This is a genomic window from Agathobaculum sp. NTUH-O15-33 (genome assembly GCF_033193315.1).
Taxonomy (GTDB): domain Bacteria; phylum Bacillota; class Clostridia; order Oscillospirales; family Butyricicoccaceae; genus Agathobaculum; species Agathobaculum faecihominis_A.
The window spans coordinates 559257-575500 of the sequence record NZ_CP136187.1; the positions used below are offsets into that span (position 1 = coordinate 559257).

Sequence of the window (16244 nt, forward strand, 5' to 3'; positions counted from 1 at the left end):
GAGGCAATATGACCGCAAAAGAATGGTTAAGCAGAGGGTGGGAAATTGACGGATCGATAAAGGAGTTGCAGGAAGCAAAGGGGGCGGCATTTACTCGCGCAACAAGCATTACGGCTTGCGGCGCAAGCGGAGTTTGCGTACAGGAATCGCGGGGAAATAGCAGTGAACGAAAGATGTTGGCCTATGCAGAATACGATGACGCTATAGACGAGCTAACGGCAAATCTATTCTGTGTACAAGGTGAAATTGTGCGGGCTATATCAAAGTTGAACAACCCTGTGCATCAACGTATTCTCACAGCTCGGTATGTAAACTTCAAAGAGTGGAAGTGGATTATGAGAGATATCCACTATGAGCGAGCGCAGATGTTCAGGGAACACAGTCAAGCGCTTCGCGAAATTGAAGAAATCGTGAGACCCAATGATACTTAGATAGGTGGTATTATGATATTGAGCAAAGCCCCGAAGGGGTGAACTCAAGGGACAAGCTCCTCCCATTTTTCCTCTCCCCCCGCCCTGCAATCGCGGGGCGGGACACGCCGGTGTAGTTCAATGGTAGAACATCAGCCCTCCAAACTGATTACGCGGGTTCGATTCCCGCTACTGGCTCCACCACTGGACTGTGTGCCATCCGTAACCAGTCGGACGCATGGCCGCGATAAGGCTGCATACCGCCACGCTAAACAAGGCATATCGGCGGTATATGATCGGCGGCAGGTGCGGGAGCCGCGCTGGTCTACATATCCGGTCGTGCGGGCTGGAACTTATCTGACAAAGCAGCTTCGGTGACGGGGCTGCTTTTGTTGTTGAAACATCTTTTGCTATGTAGTACTATAAAGAAAACAAAATCGTGAGGCGTGCTAAAAGTGCAAAGAAGATATTTAAAGAATTTGAGGAAACGGTTTAGAACTTTTAACGAGGAATCGGTGCGCGCTTGGGCAGAAAACAATTACGGGGACTGGCTAAAAAACATTCAACAACAAGATACGGAGCCAGATAGCCCGTGCGAACGCTTTTATCGGTATTACACGCAGGGTATTGGAGAGGTAGTAAATCAACATTTGCGTTCGGGGGCTGAAATAGATTCTTTTTTTCAAGATGGGCCTGTGACTACTGATATGATGCAAGCAGCGATTGCGGAAATGCATATGCTTCCGTGCCCGGATGATATCGTAACATACAGATACGTTGACCCGAAAGTGTGGGGTCTCATGAAACGTGATGCATCTTTGATATATGACCTCGCATTTTTAAGCACTACATTAACTCGCGATACAGTAGCTCAAAGACGATATGCATGCAATAAGCATAGCTACCTTATGGAGATATTTGTGCCTAAAGGAACCCCGTGTGCTTACGTCGAGTTAATAGCCGACATGCAGGAGAACGAGTTACTGTTTCCACCCAAAACAAAATTACGGATTTTATCCAAGCCGCTTTTGTCTAAGCGGATTTCGTGCATTATTGAGAATTAAGAGAATAGGAAACCACCTTACATGTAGTAGGGTGGTTTTATTATGGCATAAAGAGAGGGCAGGAGGCTGTGAATGCAGTAACACAAGAACAAATCAGACAATGGATAGCAGACGGAAACGAACTAGCCTTTTATACCTGCTATACATGGAAGAAGAAGCGCCGTGAAGTTCTGGCGTTGGATAAGAACGAATGCCAGAAGTGTAAGGCGCGCGGCAAGTACAGCAAGGCGACCATGGTACACCACAACAAACACTTACGGGATAGGCCGGACCTTGCCCTTGCCATATGGGACATAAAGCCCGATGGGTCAAAGGAACGTCAGCTTATATCCCTGTGTGACGATTGCCACGAAGAGGAACACCCGGAGCGGTTGAAGCAGTACAAGAAGAAGAAACCGATAACGGATGAACGGTGGTAGGATACCCCCGGTCAAATAAAAACGGAAATTAATGCGCGCCGTATCCACTCGGCATGGTGCAAGACAAAAGAGATTTTCACGCGCGCGAGAGAAAAGAGGTGGTATGGGTGGCGCGAAAAACGAATAGAGAGAAGCTGCGAGATGCAATCCGCGAAGAGTTGGCAAAGCAGCTTGAGCGTAATGGAACGAAAGAGAAGTATTATCTTGACTTGGTGGATGATTACATGGATATGTGGGACACCAAGAACGGATTAACGGACGATATTAAGAAGCGCGGTGAAAAAGTCACATTCACCACCGCCAGCGGGTCAAATATCAAAACAAATGATTCGGTGGGAGACCGGCTAAAGGTAAACGCGCAAATGCTTAAGTTGCTTGATAGCATGGGCATTAAGCCGGTGCAGGTAGAAGGTTTCGACAATGACGAAATGTAAATACATAGACGACTATATTGCTGCCATCGGATCGGGTACTATTCCTGCATCGAAGGAAATTAAACAGGCCGTCGTTTACATTGAAAGCAAGCTAGACGATTCGGACGTATTTGTGGACACCGAGAAGACCGAAAAAGCGAAGGAGCTGATCGAGCGGTATTTTAATATGAAGCTGTTCGATTGGGAACTGTTTGTGCTGGCTCTGGTCCATTGTTATTACCGATCTACGGATACTGTTGTTTTCGGGGAGTTTCTTATAATGATGGGGCGCGGAAACGGTAAAAACGGGTTCATTTCCGGGGTGGCGTGGTATCTATCCACTAAATACCATGGAGTGGACGGGTATAACGTCGATATCATAGCCAATTCAGAAGATCAGGCGAAAACGTCATTCGATGATATCTACGAAATGCTTGAGCGGACGTGGGAAAAATCTAAGCGCTTCTTCTATAAGTCCAAGGAGATAATTAGAAATTCAAACACGGGAAGTTATATCAAATTCAACACGTCGAACGCCAAGACCAAGGATGGTAAGCGTTCGGCGTGTTTGATTTTTGACGAAATCCACGAATACGAAAACAGCGACACCATCAAGGTATTTCGTTCCGGATTCGGCAAGCGGAAACATAGCCGGACATTTTACATTACGACAAACGGATATGTGCGGGACGGCGTTTTAGACGACCGTTTACAGATTGCCCATGATGTTTTAAATGGAGAGATCAAGCAATCACGTCTTTGCCCGCTGATCTACAAAATGGATGACGACGCAGAAGTAGACGACAAAACGCTTTGGGTTAAAGCAAATCCGTCCTTGCCGTACCTTCCAACTCTGCAACTTGAAATGGAGCAGAACTACATTGACAAAGAGTACGACACATCGGTATCTTTGGACTTTTACACCAAACGCATGAATTTACCTCGTTCGGACAAAGAAATTGCTGTCACCGACTGGGAAAACATCGCTGCGACGAATCTGGAATTGCCAGACATGGAGGGGTGGACATGCACATGCGGAATTGACTATGCAAAGATCAACGACTGGGCGTCTGTCAACCTGCACTTCCGGCGGGGGAATGAACGGCTCGATATCAATCACTCGTGGCTTTGCATCCGCTCTGCGGATTTGCAGAGGATTAAAGCACCATGGCGCGAATGGGTTGGCATGGGACTTGTAACGATTGTGGACGACGTAGAAATATCACCCGATTTGTTAGCGGATTACATCCGCGAACAGATGCAGAAATATTACATCGTTAAAATTGCGATGGACAACAACCGATTCGACCTGATGAAGCGCGCCATGCGTAAGGTAGGGTTTGCCCCGGAGTACAAGAATCTATGGTTGGTGCGTCCAAGCGATATTTACAAGGTGCAGCCGGTAATCGGAAGTTGTTTTAATAATCGTTATTTTGCGTGGGGCGACTGTCCGCCGTTGCGGTGGGCAACCAACAACACCAAACTTGTGCGGCGAGGCCGGGTCGATGGAACAGATACGGGCAATTTTTATTACGCAAAGATTGAAGCCAAAAGCAGAAAGACAGACCCCTTCATGGCGCTAGTAGCATCAATGGTTATCGAGGATGCCTTGGGTGACGGAATGGGTTATGGCGAGCTGACAAACCTTGGCGTGATTACAGGGTGAAGGGGGTGATAGATTGGGACTTAATTTTAAACGCTGGCTGTTGGAGAAGCTTGGCGGAGATCAAGCGCGTGTGACGGCGGAGGATATAGCAGCAAATAAAATGCTTGGCTTGTCCGCTGAAATCTACGTCCGGGAGCTGGCGTTTTGGCAGTGCGTCAATTTGATAGCAAACGCGGTAAGTAAATGCGAGTTTAAAACCTTTCAAGGCGGGAAAGAGACGAAAGGAGAAGAGTATTACCGGTGGAATGTAGAGCCTAATAAAAACCAGAATAGCAGCGTGTTTATGCAAAAGATGATATCCAAACTGTTTGCAAATAACGAAGTACTGGTAATAGAAGCAAACGGACAGCTGTTGATAGCGGATAGTTATTCTCGCAAGGAATACGCCTTGCTGGAAGATGTTTTCGAGCAGATAACGGTTGGAACATTCCGATTTGACCGTACTTTTGTTCAATCCGACGTTTTGTTTATTTCGCTTCACAGTCACGATATGCGACCGCTGGTTAATGGGCTGTATGAGACATACAAAGCCCTGATTGACTATGGCGTGCGGTCATACAACAAGTCGCGCGGGATGAAGGGCGTTATTAGTTTAGATGCCATAATTCCGGGAGATCAGTCAACAAAGGACGCGCTTGACACCCTAAAGAATAACGGATACAAAGACTTTGCAAGCGCAGAAAACGCCGTTATGACTTTAGGCCGAGGAATGACTTACACCGATCTGGGTAGCAAAACATATTCCAATGAAGGGACGCGAGATATACGCGCCATGATTGACGATGTATCAGATTTCACGGCGCGGGCATTCGGCGTTCCACCTGCGTTACTATCGGGCGACGTGCAAGGCGTGTCGGATGCGTTAGACCAATTCTTAACGTTTTGCATAGATCCTTTATGCGACATGATTGGGGAAGAAATAAACCGGAAGCTATACGGAAAAGAAATGCTGCACGGCGACTATTTGCGGATTGATACTAAGTGCGTCAAACACGTGGATTTGCTTAGCGTGTCGACGGCTATTGACAAACTGATTGCGTCCGGTGCATTCAGCATTAACGATATCCGCGACGTAGTAGGCGAACCGCCCATCGACGAACCGTGGGCAAACCAACATTTTATGACCAAGAATTATTCGACCGTGCAAGACCTGCTAGAAGCATTAAATCAAAATCTAAACCCGGAAACGGGTTAAAACATGGAGGTGAAAAAGTGAAAAAGTACTACGCCCTTGAGCAAGAGGGAAACAGCGCATGCGTCACGGTCTACGGGGACATCACATCATGGCCGTGGATGGAAAGCGATGTATCGGCCTATATGCTGTCTAAGCAAATTGACGGCATCGAAGCAGACCAAATCGATGTGTACATCAATTCGTATGGCGGTGAAGTGTCAGAGGGGCTTGCTATTTACAACGCCCTAAAGAGACATAAGGCAAAGGTAACCACGCACTGCGATGGTTTTGCGTGTTCGGCGGCATCTGTTGTATTTATGGCGGGCGATGAACGCATTATGGGTGATGCGTCGCTGCTAATGATTCACAATGCGTGGAGCGGCGCAACCGGTAACGCTGCGGAGCTTCGCAAGGCAGCGGACGATCTGGACACAATCAGTGCGGCGGCGGCAAATGCCTACCGCGCGGCAGTCAATATTGACGATGCAAAATTAGATCAGATGCTTGCGGAAGAGACATGGATTGCGCCGCAGGACGCGGTAGACATGGGGTTCGCAACTGGAATTGAAAAGTACGAGCAACCGAGTGTTCCAGCGGCAAGCGCCAGAACTGCGGTGCTGGCAAAGATGCAAGCGAAGCCAATTATCGCGGCAAACGTAAATGTTGATACTGACGCGATCGTTGAAAAAGTATTTGCAAAGCTGACGCGAGAAGCAGAACCTAAACAGGAGACTAAATCGAATACATTTTTGAATGCGCTTATGCGCGGGAAGGAAGCAAAATGAAGAATCTTGACAAAGTGAAGCAGGAGCAGGAAAAGTTCCGCCAGAAGTTGGCGGAAACCGTAAAGGAGGGTGACGAGGAAGCGGTTGCGCAAGCGTTTGGCGAGTTCGCGCAGGGCGTACAGGAATCGATTCTTGCCGAAGCGCAAGAGATGATGCAGTGCACGGATACTACCGTGCTTGCCTCTCGCGGCGTACGTCAGCTTACGGGAGAGGAGACCAAGTACTACCAGAAAGCCATTGAGGCCATGCGATCTAGTAATCCCAAACAGGCCCTTACGGACATGGATGTTGTCATGCCGAAAACGGTCATTGACGCGGTATTTGACGATCTGACTGATAAGCACCCGCTGCTGGATGCAATCGGATTCCAGAACACGTCCGGTATGATCGAAATGCTTGTTAACACCGGCACCAAGCAGCTTGCAACGTGGTCGCCGCTGACCGCCGAAATCGTGAAGGAACTGACCGGCGGCTTTAAAAAGGTGAACATGGGACTGAATAAGCTTTCGGCGTTTATCCCGGTGGCAAAGGCGATGCTCGACCTCGGCCCGGCATGGCTTGACCGCTATGTGCGAACGATTTTGCAGGAAGCGCTTTATCTCGGACTTGAGGAAGCGATTGTTAACGGCACCGGCAAGGATCAACCGATCGGAATGAATCGGCAGGTCGGAGATGGCGTGACTGTTACCGGCGGCGTATACCCCGAAAAGGCGACCGTTCCACTGAATAGCCTCGACCCGGTTACTTACGGAACTTTGCTTTCCGGAATGACCATCACGCCGAACGGACATTACCGTACTGTTGAAAGCGTAGTGATGATCGTCAACCCCAACGACTACCTGACAAAGATTATGCCCGCAACCACGGTGCGCACGGCGGACGGTACTTACACCCGCGACGTGTTCCCGTTCCCGACCACGGTTATTCAGTCGGTGCAGGTGCCGGAGAACCGAGCCATTATCGGCCTTGCGGATCGATACTTTATGGGCGTTGGTACTGGCAAGTCTGGCAAGATCGAATATTCGGACGAATACCACTTCCTCGAAGATGAGCGTGTTTATTTGGTCAAACTGTACGGACACGGCGAACCGCTGGATAACAACGCATTTGTTTACGCCGATATCTCTGGATTGAAGCCGGTCGTGCAGGAAGTCGTTGTGAACGAAGTAAAGGGCACCGTTAAAACCAAGGAACAGGCGTAATTAAGGGGGCGGGTCATGGCGTTACCTGATGGGCTGCTGGAAGCCGCCCGGAACTACTTAGATATCACGTGGGATGATCCGGACGGCGATAAAAAGCTGTCCGGAATCATTGAACGTGGTACGAAATACCTAAATAAAGTTGCGGGCGCGGAACTTGACTACACGGTCGAGGACGCGCCCCGCGCACTTTTATTAGATTATGTCCGTTATGTACGGGCCGAAGCGCTGGACGAGTTTCAGACGAATTACCTGCACGAACTTCTTACCCTGCAAATCGGGGAGGTGAAGCGCATTGATTCAAAACAAGAAGCAAACATTTAACGATGGGATTGTAAAAGTCTACGCAGTGGACGACCAAGATCGGTTAACGCTTAAAGAAACGCTGCGTTTTCACCGGAGGACAGTCGGAATCAAACGATACTATACGGCAATGCAAGTAAGCCAAAAGGTAGACGCGGTGTTGCGCTGCCCGTTTAGGGATTCCGTGGCCGCGCTGGATATGGCGTTAATCGGCGATGTACAGTACAGGATCGATTTTGTGCAGTATCCGGAAGATGCGGCTCCGCCGGTCATGGATTTAACGTTACAAAAGATCGGCGCGTTTTATGATATGGAGGTGCCGAATGAGAGTACCACTTGATGAACTGGGGGATGCGGTAAACGAAGCGCTATCCGAGTATGCAGACGAGGTAGACGATGCATTAAAACGCGCGGTTGATAAGACGATGAAGGAGGCAGACGCGGAAATCCGTTCTAACATCACGTTTAGAAACCGAACAGGGGACTATGTAAAGGCCTTTGCCACTACGCCCGCTTCGATGCGGAAGGGGAAAGCGTATAATCGGACTTGGTATGTCAAAGCCCCGCACTATCGCCTTACGCACTTGTTAGAGAACGGGCATCTGAACAGGGACGGAAGCCGCGCCCGCGCCTTTCCACATATTCGGTATGGAGCAAAGCTCGCAGAGAAAAACCTCGCGCCGAACTTTAAAAAGGAGTTATCCAAATGACAGAGAAGAAAATCCGCGAGCTGCTGGAATCTACAGGAATCACAACCGGCAGGGGACATTTTACTACCCCTAAGAAACTGCCGTATATGGTCTATATGGTTTCTGATAGCCCGCCGGTAGCCAGTGACTATGAAACCGTGGGCCGAATGCCGCACTACCGCGTGGAGTTTTACGCAACGCGAAAAGATGAAAAGGCTGAAAGAAAAATCGAGCAAGCGCTTGAGGGCGCGGGGGTCGTGCTAGAAAAATATGAGGTCGAAATCCCGGAACAAAGGATGATAGAAACGATCTATGAATTTGACACTTTAGAGGTGAAATAAATGTCTGATAAAAAGAAATTTGTGCTGGGTTCCGGCGAACTATTTGCGCTGGAATACACCGGCGCAATCCCAAGCGACGAGATTATTGAGACCGAGGAAAACCGACTGGGCCTGATCTCTGGCGGCGCTACCATCGAGTACAAGCCGAACTTTTACACGGTTGAGGACGATATTGGGCTGTGCAAGGAACCCATCCTAACGTCCGAGGCGTTGACGCTGAAAACCGGCGTTATGACACCGGACATGTCCTTTGTTGACAAGGCCGCACCGACCGTGAAAACAACGACCGCCGCGAATACCAAGACAACGAAGATCGGAGGGCTGAAAAACGCGGACGGGAAGAAGTATCTAGTGCGTTTTAAACATGTGCCTGCCGCGAACCCTGATTACAATTTGAGATTTACCATGATCGGCGTAAACCAGAGTGGGTTCTCGCTGGGCATGGTAAAGGACAAGGAAGTAATCGTAGATATGGAGTTTGCCGCAACCCCGATGGACAATACCGGAGCGCTTGGCCGGTTCGATGAACCTGCGGCTTTGGAAGGAGGGGCCTAATGTACGACCTAACAGCGGTGCGCCGCCGTTACTTTAAGGTCAAGCTTTCCAACGGTCGCGTAATCGACCTTGAGCCGCCAAAACTGAAAACGCTGAATCGGCTGGTGCACGTGGCTAAAGGCGGGCAGGAACCGGAAGAGCTTGATGAAACATTTGAACTATTTTCGAGGCTTTTGAGCAAGAATAAACAGCACTACCGTATCTGCGCCGCACAGGTGGAGGAATGGTTTGACTGGGATGAAATGATCGGAATCCTTACGGAATTTTTCGGTTGGCTGAATCAGGAGAAACGCGACCCAAACTGACAATCCCGTATTGTCCGGGAGAAAATGACGATGCGGGAGAAATGGAACCGATCAATACACTAGACTGTAAGTTTGTAGCGGATTATGCAGGACTCACACTTTCCGATGTTGAGAACTTATCAGTCCTTGAATTTTGGCTGCTGCTGCATGATGCGGTGACGTACCGACTAAGCGAAACCAAGGAGGGACGCGAGTATCTTGAAAAAAGCACTAGGTTAAGGCAGACACAACCTAACTTGGATAAATTAAGAAAAATACATTGAAAAGCCTCCCCCTTTTAGATATAATAATTCCAATAGAGGGGAGAGCGATATTTATGGAAGAAGAAAAAACACCGAATAAGAAGAAACTGGTCGATCGGATATTTAAGCCTGTAATGATTATATGCGCGATCATTATTGTTTGTAGCATTATTGCACTAAAGCTTTCGACTTGGAACGATGCGCGCAGGATAGAAAATATCATGCAGAATGGCACGACAGAACAAAAAATACAAGTTATCTTCACGGAACACTTTGAAAAGGACTATGACCTAGTTAATAGCTCGTTTGATGAAGAGTTCAAGGTAGCGGAGCTGACCCTTAGAGAGAAGTACGAAAGCACAATAGATTATTCAGTTAAAAATGCCGCAGTTGCATTTATAGGATTAGCAAAATACCTGTTCCAAATTGAAGGAATTGAAAGTATTTCAGTTGACTTTAATTACACATTCCTAGACGAATACGGGAATGAGAGCGAAAAACCCGGTATTTTATCGGGAACAACAAAAGAAGAAATGAGCGATGTGAACTACGATAACTTCCCCAATATGGTGTGGGATGATTACACAAAGCTTGAGAAAGTTGCACGGTTTATCGTGTCCCCGGCACTAAAAAAAGCATCGGAATAGCACAAATAAAACCACCTTGTTTTACAGGGTGGTTTTATTATGCTTGATTGTGGAGTAGGTGATAGAAATAGCTACTAAAATACAAGGAATCACTGTTGAGATTGGCGGCGAAACAAAAGAATTTAACAAAGCGGTGCAGGATGCCGGGAAACAGACGCGCACCTTGCAAAACGAGCTGCGCGAGGTGGAAAAGGCATTAAAGCTTGACCCCACCAACATAGACCTTTTGCGGCAGCGGCAAACCCTGCTAGGTCAGTCGGTTGATACCACCAGATCAAAACTGCAAGCGCTACAACAGGCGCAAGAAAAGATGTCGAAAGCTAACGCCGCTAATGCTGACTGGGAAGCCGCATATGCGCCGCTGGGTAAAGCGATTGACGAAACACAAACCGCGCTGAAAAAACTCATGCGCCAACAAAACGATGTGGAGGATGCTTTTTCAAACGGCGAGATCAGCGCGAGCGAGTACAAAAACTTTTACAAAGAATTGTACAAACTCGAACTAAAATCAAAGGATTTGATAGCGCAAAAGAAAAAGCTGGACGCGCGGTTTTCTGATGGGCATATAAGCGATGCGGATTATCGCAAATTTCAACGCGAGCTATCAAAAAGCGAGAAAGAGTTAGAAGGACTTGAAAAGGAATTTAAAAGTGCCGACGCATCTGCGGGAAGATTTGGCGCTGTCATGGGAGAGGTTGGGGATAAGGCAAAAAAACTAAGCGAAAAGTTTAAAGGGGTATCAACTGCCGCTGCTGGATTAATTGGTTCGGCTGTTGCGGCAGTAGAGGGGACCCGCGATCTACGCCTTAATCTTAGTGTTCTGGAGGAGAACGCGCGACAGGCTGGTGTAAGCCTTGACACGACGAGTGCGGCAATGGAAACACTGAGCGGAATATCTGATGAAACAGATTCAAACGTTGAAACATTGTCTAACCTGCTTGCTGCTGGCGTAAAAGATAACCAAATGCAAAAGGCGATTGAAAATGTCGCCGGAGCCTATATCAAATTCAAAGACACGCTAAAAATGGAATCTCTGGCTGATAGCTTGCAAGAATCATTAGCCACTGGCACAGCTACGGGCCAGTTTGCAGAATGGCTTGACCGCGTTGGGGTTGGCGTTGATGCTTTTAACGCGCGGCTACAAGAATCGTTTACATACAGCGATCGGCTTGACCTTGCGTTAGCAACGATGGCATCGGCGGGAATGGAAGATGTTTATCAGTCGTACCTTAAAAATAATCAAGAATCCACGGCATACAACGTGAATATGTTTCAGTTTCAAGTTACGATTTCGCGGTTAGCGGACGCGGTGCTGCCTCTAGTCAACGATGCGTTAGGGCAACTGCTGGAAATCATAAGCGGGCTTGTATCTTGGTTTTCTGGTTTGGACGAGAAAACAAAGCGTTTCATAGCGACAGCGATAACGGTTGTGGCTGTAATATCGCCGCTATTAAGCCTTCTGGGCGCGCTGGGAGGAATAATGAATAAAAACACGCTTATTATTTTAGGTGTTGTAGCGGCGCTTGCTCTTTTGGCTGGTGCCATTGCGGTCATTATGGGTAAGGGGGATCAAATGACAGAAGCTGCACGGGGAATAGGAAATGCAGTTAGTGGGATTGCGTCGGGGAATAATATACCGCAATACGCCAGCGGCACCAAAAGTCACCCCGGCGGCCTTGCCCTTGTGGGAGAGAAAGGCGCGGAACTGTTGGAACTGCCGCGCGGCTCGCGGGTCTATTCCAACCGAGAGACCCGGCAAATGCTTGGAGAGGGCGCGGCGGGTGCGTCGACCGAAATCTATCATATCAATATAACGGTGGATCATCTGAACGATATCCAGCAAATTATTAAAATGACCAAGGATGCGCGCCGTATGGAACGCATGGGGAAGGTGAATGCCTGATGGCGTTGATGTACCGTGAAAAAACGGTTTGGCGATTAAAAGCGATAGAAACCGGCGTGTCAAATGTAAGATACAATCACGCCATGCGGTGGCGCTGTGATGCGTACAAGATCAGCGCGGGTTCGTTGCAAGTATCATATAAGCCGAACGGACAGTACTTTGTGGTGCCGGTTACGCCTAGTTCGGAAGCGTATGCGAATATAGTAATTGGTCGTCAGGAAATAAGGCAGTCGTCTTCGGGTGCGACAATCTATGATATACACGAAATGTACAGTTTCCAAGGAACTGTAGATGCATCGGAAGGGTACTACACATCGCTAATTTGTATGCCTAGCGATATGATTGCAGAATGCCTTGAACTGTCGCAGTACTTTTTAGTTATTGACAACGTAAGCAAAAGAACAGACGTGTATTTTGTAGTGGAGTATCAAATTGATACCCCGTTACAGGTAACGGATATCACGGTAGACACGACGACCACTGACGGAGTAATCACGGTAGCATGGAAAACGCAATCGCAAACAGCGTTTGCAATGCAAATATTGGACAGCGCAGGAGCCATTGTTTACGACGTTGAGCAAGAAGAAGCCGAGGATATGCAACACGTTTTAGCTGCGCGCCTACTAGGTACAGGGAATTATAAAATACGTGTTAAAACGGCAACGTTTGTTACGACACAGCGCGACGTAGCGTTTGCGCACTTTTCGGACATGGACGGGTACTATCCCGGAACGATATCGGAATGGGCCGAGCGTGATATCTACCTTGCGCGAAAACATGCCGAGATCGTATCATTCGAGCCTGACGGCGTGGCACAACGTCGGGAACAGGATATTAGAGCCTATTGGACGAGCAACAACCAGCACGGCTATTCACTGCTTGTTAAGCAAAACGGCAATGTGCTGCGGACGTATGCGGGACGCACCGATACCGCTATCACAATACCGGCGAACACGCTGGCGCGAGGGTTGACGGAGCTTGAATTGACATTAAGTTATGTACCGGACTGGGGAACGGAGGCGGATACGGTGTATACCACAAAAACAATTACATTTGATGCTTACGGCACGCCGCCGGCGCCGGTACTGACTATCGCGGGAACGGTTAACACCGCATTTCCTACAGTCACATGGACGGCGGAAGATCAATACAATTTTCGGCTGCAAGTTCTATCTGGCGGTACGGAAATACAAGATACTGGCGAGGTTCCGAGTGAGCAACGACAATATCAACTGATAGACCCGCTACCCAACGGTACATATCTGTTACGACTGACGGTGCGCAACGAATACGGCCTATATTCGCCTACGGCAGAAAAAACGATAACAGTGTCATATGTGCTTCCACAAAAGCCGGTGATTTATTGCGCGGGAGATACGCGGGCGGGCGCTATCAACGTTCGCGTATTTAATGCGGCGCAGGGGAATTTCGATCATTGCGATTTATTCCGCCGAGCTGCTGGCGGTGACTGGGTGCGTGTGCTGGCCGGTCAACCCAAGTCATTTACTTGGGACGATTACGCTGTTGCATCCGGGGAAAAGTACGAATACCGCGCACGGGCGATCAGTAACACATCGGGATATCAAGACGGCGATGCGGGCAGCGCTTCGGTGGACGTGACCGGGACAGAACTATTTGAACCGGATGCGCCAGCGGAGCGTATTATTTTGCGGTTAGAACCGGAGCGCACCGAGACCCCTAGACGGGGAGTGTATTTAATGGAATATGCGGGAGCAAACGCGCCGTCCGTTGAGTATGGAGAAGATCGCTATTCTACCGTGTCTGCGTCTTTTTACGCAACACGAAAAGATGCCGAGCAGTTAAAAAAATTGTATTTCGATGCGGCAACATTGATTTATAGGGACAATCGCGGGAGATTGTTTTATGGTTGCTTGAGCGGAGAACCGCAAATTAAAGATGATGCCTACGGGTGGTGTAAGGTTTCTTTCCTGTTCACCGAAACAAGGCATGCGGAGGGCGTATGACGGACTTTGAGTTTTTGTCACAAAGGGGGCGGACAGTATCGTACCGGTATGAATTGCTTGACAAGTCGGACATGTACCGGCGCGACCTGACAACGGTCATTAACTGCACAATCACTTATGATGCAGAAAGCGACCTAAAGGTATCGGCCAACATCGAAATGGGAGACGATCAGGATGTTGACTACGCAAACGATCGTATTCGCGTAGTGTGTGTTGTTCAGTGCGGCGGGGAACGCCGGGAGTATCCGTTGTGGACGTTTCTTCTTTCTTCTCCGGCCCGAGAATCTGACGGGACGGTGGCCGAGAGAAATATTGAAGCGTACAGCAAATTGCAGGTTTATGCCGACGACAAGGTGGAGAGCCGCCACATCGTCACACGCGGAACAAACGTGGTAAACGAGGTAATCCGTTTGCTTGGAGTAAAGACATACCGCCTACCTGCGAGCGGACTGACATTGGCGACAGACAGCGAATGGGAGATCGGTACGCCAAAACTAGAGATTATCAACGGATTGTTGGAAACGATCAATTATACCAGTTTGCGCGTTGCTGCGGACGGATATTTTGAAGCAGAACCGTATGTGCTTCCGGCAGACCGAACTGTTGATTTTGCGTACATTGACGACGGTGTGAACCTGTTAGGCCGCAGCGTTGTTGACGATTTCGATCTGTTTTCCGTGCCCAACGTGTTCGTACGGTACGTGGACAACCCTGATGCAGACCCGTTGCGGTCTGTGTACGTTAACGACAACCCGCATTCTCCGTCGTCCACGATTGCACGGGGACGGCGAATCACGAGCTGTGAGCAAGTTAAGGACGTAGCCGACCAAGCGACGCTTGACGACTTGACGCGACGAGCGGCTTCTACGGCATCACAGATTTATTCATCCGTCACGTTCACGACCGGAGCCATGCCGGTGCACGGATTTGCAAACATCATTCGCCTGCGGCACGGATTGCTGGATGGAAAATACGAAGAGATTTCGTGGGAGCTTCCGTGTCTGGCCGGTGAGCTGATGACCCACACGGCGCGGAAGGTGGTGCAAGTGTAATGGACATCAAAACGGCGGTTGTGACTGGCGTGGAAGAAACAAAGGTAAAGGTCAGGTTTTCTGCCGACGAACAAGCGTCGTCCTTGTCCTATTCGGTGCTTGCGAGCTGCACGCCGCGTATTGGCGACATGGCGCTGATGCTACGGACAAGTACAAGCTATATTTGCATAGGGACAGTGAAGAAATAGGAGGACTGCTATGCTGGTTGAAACACACAACATATTACTTGATGTGACCGACCCGCGCGTGCTGGATACCGCGCTGACGCTGGTACGAAACGATGTTAAAGCCAACGTGCTGCATATACAACTTGCGGGCGTAGATGATTGGTCTAACGTTACGGGCATCATCAAGTATTTACGATCCGACGGGTCGTGCATTATAGATGATGTGGCGATCACAAGCGGGTATGTCGATCATGTTGTTCCGGTCGCCGCGCTGAATGTGGCGGGCGAGGTGCGGTGCGAGGTTGCGCTAATGCGCGATGGCGCGCGAGCCACAACAAACCAAATCATTTTCACCGTGCGCGCGGATATTGACAGCGACGGCGTGAAAGCTGATGATCGGTTCCCGGTGTTGGAAAAAGCACTGGAACAAATTAAAGAAATCGACAGCGTAGCGATACTGAATGCGGAAAAAGAACGCGGAACTGCCGAGCAACAACGCCAAGCCAACGAGGTGGAGCGTCAAAGGCAAGAAGAGCAGCGGGAGGCAGACCACGCCGAGATGCTGGTCTGGGAGCCATACGACCCGGAGACGCAATACCAGACAAACAACAAGGTATCGCTTAACGGATCAAGCTACGCGTGCAAGGTGCCATGCCGGGGCATTATGCCGCCGGATGATAGGTGCTGGGTGCTGATCGCGGCGAGGGGAGATAAGGGCGAGCGGGGTAAGGATGGAAAGGTAGGCAAAACCGGAGAACAAGGGCCGCAAGGTTTGCGCGGCGATAGCGGCATCACAACGCCCGTAGACGGCTTTTACACGCTGTACGTCAACGATGATGGAGACTTAATAGCGCGCTATCCTGCCAGCGCAGATGCGCCGCCGTTGTCGATTCGTGACGGCCTACTAATACTTACGGTCTAGGAG

General features: G+C 49.2%; 20 protein-coding genes and 1 tRNA gene. All 21 read left to right on the forward strand.

Annotated elements, in window-relative coordinates; all coding sequences use genetic code 11:
* The first annotated feature begins 8 nt into the window (after window positions 1-8).
* The 21 genes from RWV98_RS02905 to RWV98_RS03005 all read left to right on the forward strand — a co-directional run bounded on the left by RWV98_RS02905 (window position 9) and on the right by RWV98_RS03005 (window position 16241).
* Window positions 9-431 carry a hypothetical protein gene (locus RWV98_RS02905; RefSeq protein WP_317863651.1) on the forward strand — a complete coding sequence of 141 codons (423 nt, stop codon included), beginning with the start codon at window positions 9-11 and terminating at the stop codon, window positions 429-431.
* A gap of 106 nt (window positions 432-537) precedes the next feature.
* Window positions 538-611 (forward strand) — tRNA-Gly (locus RWV98_RS02910).
* A 254-nt stretch (window positions 612-865) separates the two neighbouring features.
* Window positions 866-1474, forward strand: a complete 609-nt coding sequence (locus RWV98_RS02915; RefSeq protein ID WP_317863653.1) for an ADP-ribosyltransferase — start codon at window positions 866-868, stop codon at window positions 1472-1474.
* A gap of 68 nt (window positions 1475-1542) precedes the next feature.
* Window positions 1543-1893, forward strand: a complete 351-nt coding sequence (locus tag RWV98_RS02920) for an HNH endonuclease (RefSeq protein ID WP_317863655.1) — start codon at window positions 1543-1545, stop codon at window positions 1891-1893.
* 107 nt (window positions 1894-2000) lie between these two features.
* Window positions 2001-2327 carry a P27 family phage terminase small subunit gene (locus RWV98_RS02925; protein WP_317863657.1) on the forward strand — a complete coding sequence of 109 codons (327 nt, stop codon included), beginning with the start codon at window positions 2001-2003 and terminating at the stop codon, window positions 2325-2327.
* Complete coding sequence (locus tag RWV98_RS02930) at window positions 2314-3972, forward strand: terminase large subunit domain-containing protein (RefSeq protein ID WP_317863659.1); 1659 nt, start codon at window positions 2314-2316, stop codon at window positions 3970-3972. Before RWV98_RS02925 ends, RWV98_RS02930 begins: the two co-directional genes overlap by 14 nt.
* A gap of 13 nt (window positions 3973-3985) precedes the next feature.
* A complete protein-coding gene (locus RWV98_RS02935) occupies window positions 3986-5167 on the forward strand; it encodes a phage portal protein (RefSeq protein WP_317863661.1) in 1182 nt (393 codons plus the stop codon).
* A 17-nt stretch (window positions 5168-5184) separates the two neighbouring features.
* Entirely contained in the window at window positions 5185-5931 is a 747-nt protein-coding gene (locus RWV98_RS02940; protein WP_317863662.1) for a head maturation protease, ClpP-related, read from the forward strand.
* Window positions 5928-7133 (forward strand): phage major capsid protein, encoded by a 1206-nt coding sequence (locus RWV98_RS02945; RefSeq protein ID WP_317863664.1) that lies wholly within the window; start codon window positions 5928-5930, stop codon window positions 7131-7133. The genes RWV98_RS02940 and RWV98_RS02945 overlap by 4 nt, the downstream gene beginning before the upstream one ends.
* Before the next feature lie 15 nt (window positions 7134-7148).
* Window positions 7149-7454 (forward strand): hypothetical protein, encoded by a 306-nt coding sequence (locus RWV98_RS02950; RefSeq protein ID WP_317863665.1) that lies wholly within the window; start codon window positions 7149-7151, stop codon window positions 7452-7454.
* Window positions 7426-7773, forward strand: a complete 348-nt coding sequence (locus RWV98_RS02955; protein ID WP_317863667.1) for a hypothetical protein — start codon at window positions 7426-7428, stop codon at window positions 7771-7773. The genes RWV98_RS02950 and RWV98_RS02955 overlap by 29 nt, the downstream gene beginning before the upstream one ends.
* Window positions 7757-8143: an HK97 gp10 family phage protein gene (locus RWV98_RS02960; RefSeq protein ID WP_317863669.1), complete on the forward strand. Its 387-nt coding sequence runs from the start codon at window positions 7757-7759 to the stop codon at window positions 8141-8143. Before RWV98_RS02955 ends, RWV98_RS02960 begins: the two co-directional genes overlap by 17 nt.
* Complete coding sequence (locus RWV98_RS02965; RefSeq protein WP_317863670.1) at window positions 8140-8463, forward strand: hypothetical protein; 324 nt, start codon at window positions 8140-8142, stop codon at window positions 8461-8463. The genes RWV98_RS02960 and RWV98_RS02965 overlap by 4 nt, the downstream gene beginning before the upstream one ends.
* On the forward strand, window positions 8464-9018 hold the full coding sequence (locus RWV98_RS02970; RefSeq protein WP_317863672.1) for a hypothetical protein: 555 nt from the start codon (window positions 8464-8466) through the stop codon (window positions 9016-9018).
* Window positions 9018-9323, forward strand: coding sequence for a hypothetical protein (locus RWV98_RS02975; protein ID WP_317863673.1), 306 nt, complete (start codon window positions 9018-9020; stop codon window positions 9321-9323). The genes RWV98_RS02970 and RWV98_RS02975 overlap by 1 nt, the downstream gene beginning before the upstream one ends.
* 316 nt (window positions 9324-9639) lie before the next feature.
* A complete protein-coding gene (locus RWV98_RS02980) occupies window positions 9640-10212 on the forward strand; it encodes a hypothetical protein (protein WP_317863675.1) in 573 nt (190 codons plus the stop codon).
* Between the two features lie 58 nt (window positions 10213-10270).
* Window positions 10271-12115: a hypothetical protein gene (locus RWV98_RS02985; RefSeq protein WP_317863677.1), complete on the forward strand. Its 1845-nt coding sequence runs from the start codon at window positions 10271-10273 to the stop codon at window positions 12113-12115.
* A complete protein-coding gene (locus RWV98_RS02990) occupies window positions 12115-14100 on the forward strand; it encodes a hypothetical protein (RefSeq protein ID WP_317863678.1) in 1986 nt (661 codons plus the stop codon). The genes RWV98_RS02985 and RWV98_RS02990 overlap by 1 nt, the downstream gene beginning before the upstream one ends.
* Window positions 14097-15152: a hypothetical protein gene (locus tag RWV98_RS02995; RefSeq protein WP_317863680.1), complete on the forward strand. Its 1056-nt coding sequence runs from the start codon at window positions 14097-14099 to the stop codon at window positions 15150-15152. Before RWV98_RS02990 ends, RWV98_RS02995 begins: the two co-directional genes overlap by 4 nt.
* On the forward strand, window positions 15152-15340 hold the full coding sequence (locus RWV98_RS03000) for a hypothetical protein (RefSeq protein ID WP_317863682.1): 189 nt from the start codon (window positions 15152-15154) through the stop codon (window positions 15338-15340). Before RWV98_RS02995 ends, RWV98_RS03000 begins: the two co-directional genes overlap by 1 nt.
* 10 nt (window positions 15341-15350) lie before the next feature.
* A complete protein-coding gene (locus RWV98_RS03005) occupies window positions 15351-16241 on the forward strand; it encodes a BppU family phage baseplate upper protein (RefSeq protein ID WP_317863684.1) in 891 nt (296 codons plus the stop codon).
* The last annotated feature ends 3 nt before the right edge of the window (window positions 16242-16244 follow it).

What these genes read in the sequence shown, in the direction of transcription:
- RWV98_RS02905 (WP_317863651.1), top strand. Translation starts at nt 9, where the DNA reads ATGACCGCAAAAGAATGGTTAAGCAGAGGGTGGGAAATTGACGGATCG.
- RWV98_RS02930 (WP_317863659.1), top strand. Translation starts at nt 2,314, where the DNA reads ATGACGAAATGTAAATACATAGACGACTATATTGCTGCCATCGGATCG.
- RWV98_RS02945 (WP_317863664.1), top strand. Translation starts at nt 5,928, where the DNA reads ATGAAGAATCTTGACAAAGTGAAGCAGGAGCAGGAAAAGTTCCGCCAG.
- RWV98_RS02950 (WP_317863665.1), top strand. Translation starts at nt 7,149, where the DNA reads ATGGCGTTACCTGATGGGCTGCTGGAAGCCGCCCGGAACTACTTAGAT.
- RWV98_RS02960 (WP_317863669.1), top strand. Translation starts at nt 7,757, where the DNA reads ATGAGAGTACCACTTGATGAACTGGGGGATGCGGTAAACGAAGCGCTA.
- RWV98_RS02965 (WP_317863670.1), top strand. Translation starts at nt 8,140, where the DNA reads ATGACAGAGAAGAAAATCCGCGAGCTGCTGGAATCTACAGGAATCACA.
- RWV98_RS02970 (WP_317863672.1), top strand. Translation starts at nt 8,464, where the DNA reads ATGTCTGATAAAAAGAAATTTGTGCTGGGTTCCGGCGAACTATTTGCG.
- RWV98_RS02975 (WP_317863673.1), top strand. Translation starts at nt 9,018, where the DNA reads ATGTACGACCTAACAGCGGTGCGCCGCCGTTACTTTAAGGTCAAGCTT.
- RWV98_RS02980 (WP_317863675.1), top strand. Translation starts at nt 9,640, where the DNA reads ATGGAAGAAGAAAAAACACCGAATAAGAAGAAACTGGTCGATCGGATA.
- RWV98_RS02990 (WP_317863678.1), top strand. Translation starts at nt 12,115, where the DNA reads ATGGCGTTGATGTACCGTGAAAAAACGGTTTGGCGATTAAAAGCGATA.
- RWV98_RS02995 (WP_317863680.1), top strand. Translation starts at nt 14,097, where the DNA reads ATGACGGACTTTGAGTTTTTGTCACAAAGGGGGCGGACAGTATCGTAC.
- RWV98_RS03000 (WP_317863682.1), top strand. Translation starts at nt 15,152, where the DNA reads ATGGACATCAAAACGGCGGTTGTGACTGGCGTGGAAGAAACAAAGGTA.
- RWV98_RS03005 (WP_317863684.1), top strand. Translation starts at nt 15,351, where the DNA reads ATGCTGGTTGAAACACACAACATATTACTTGATGTGACCGACCCGCGC.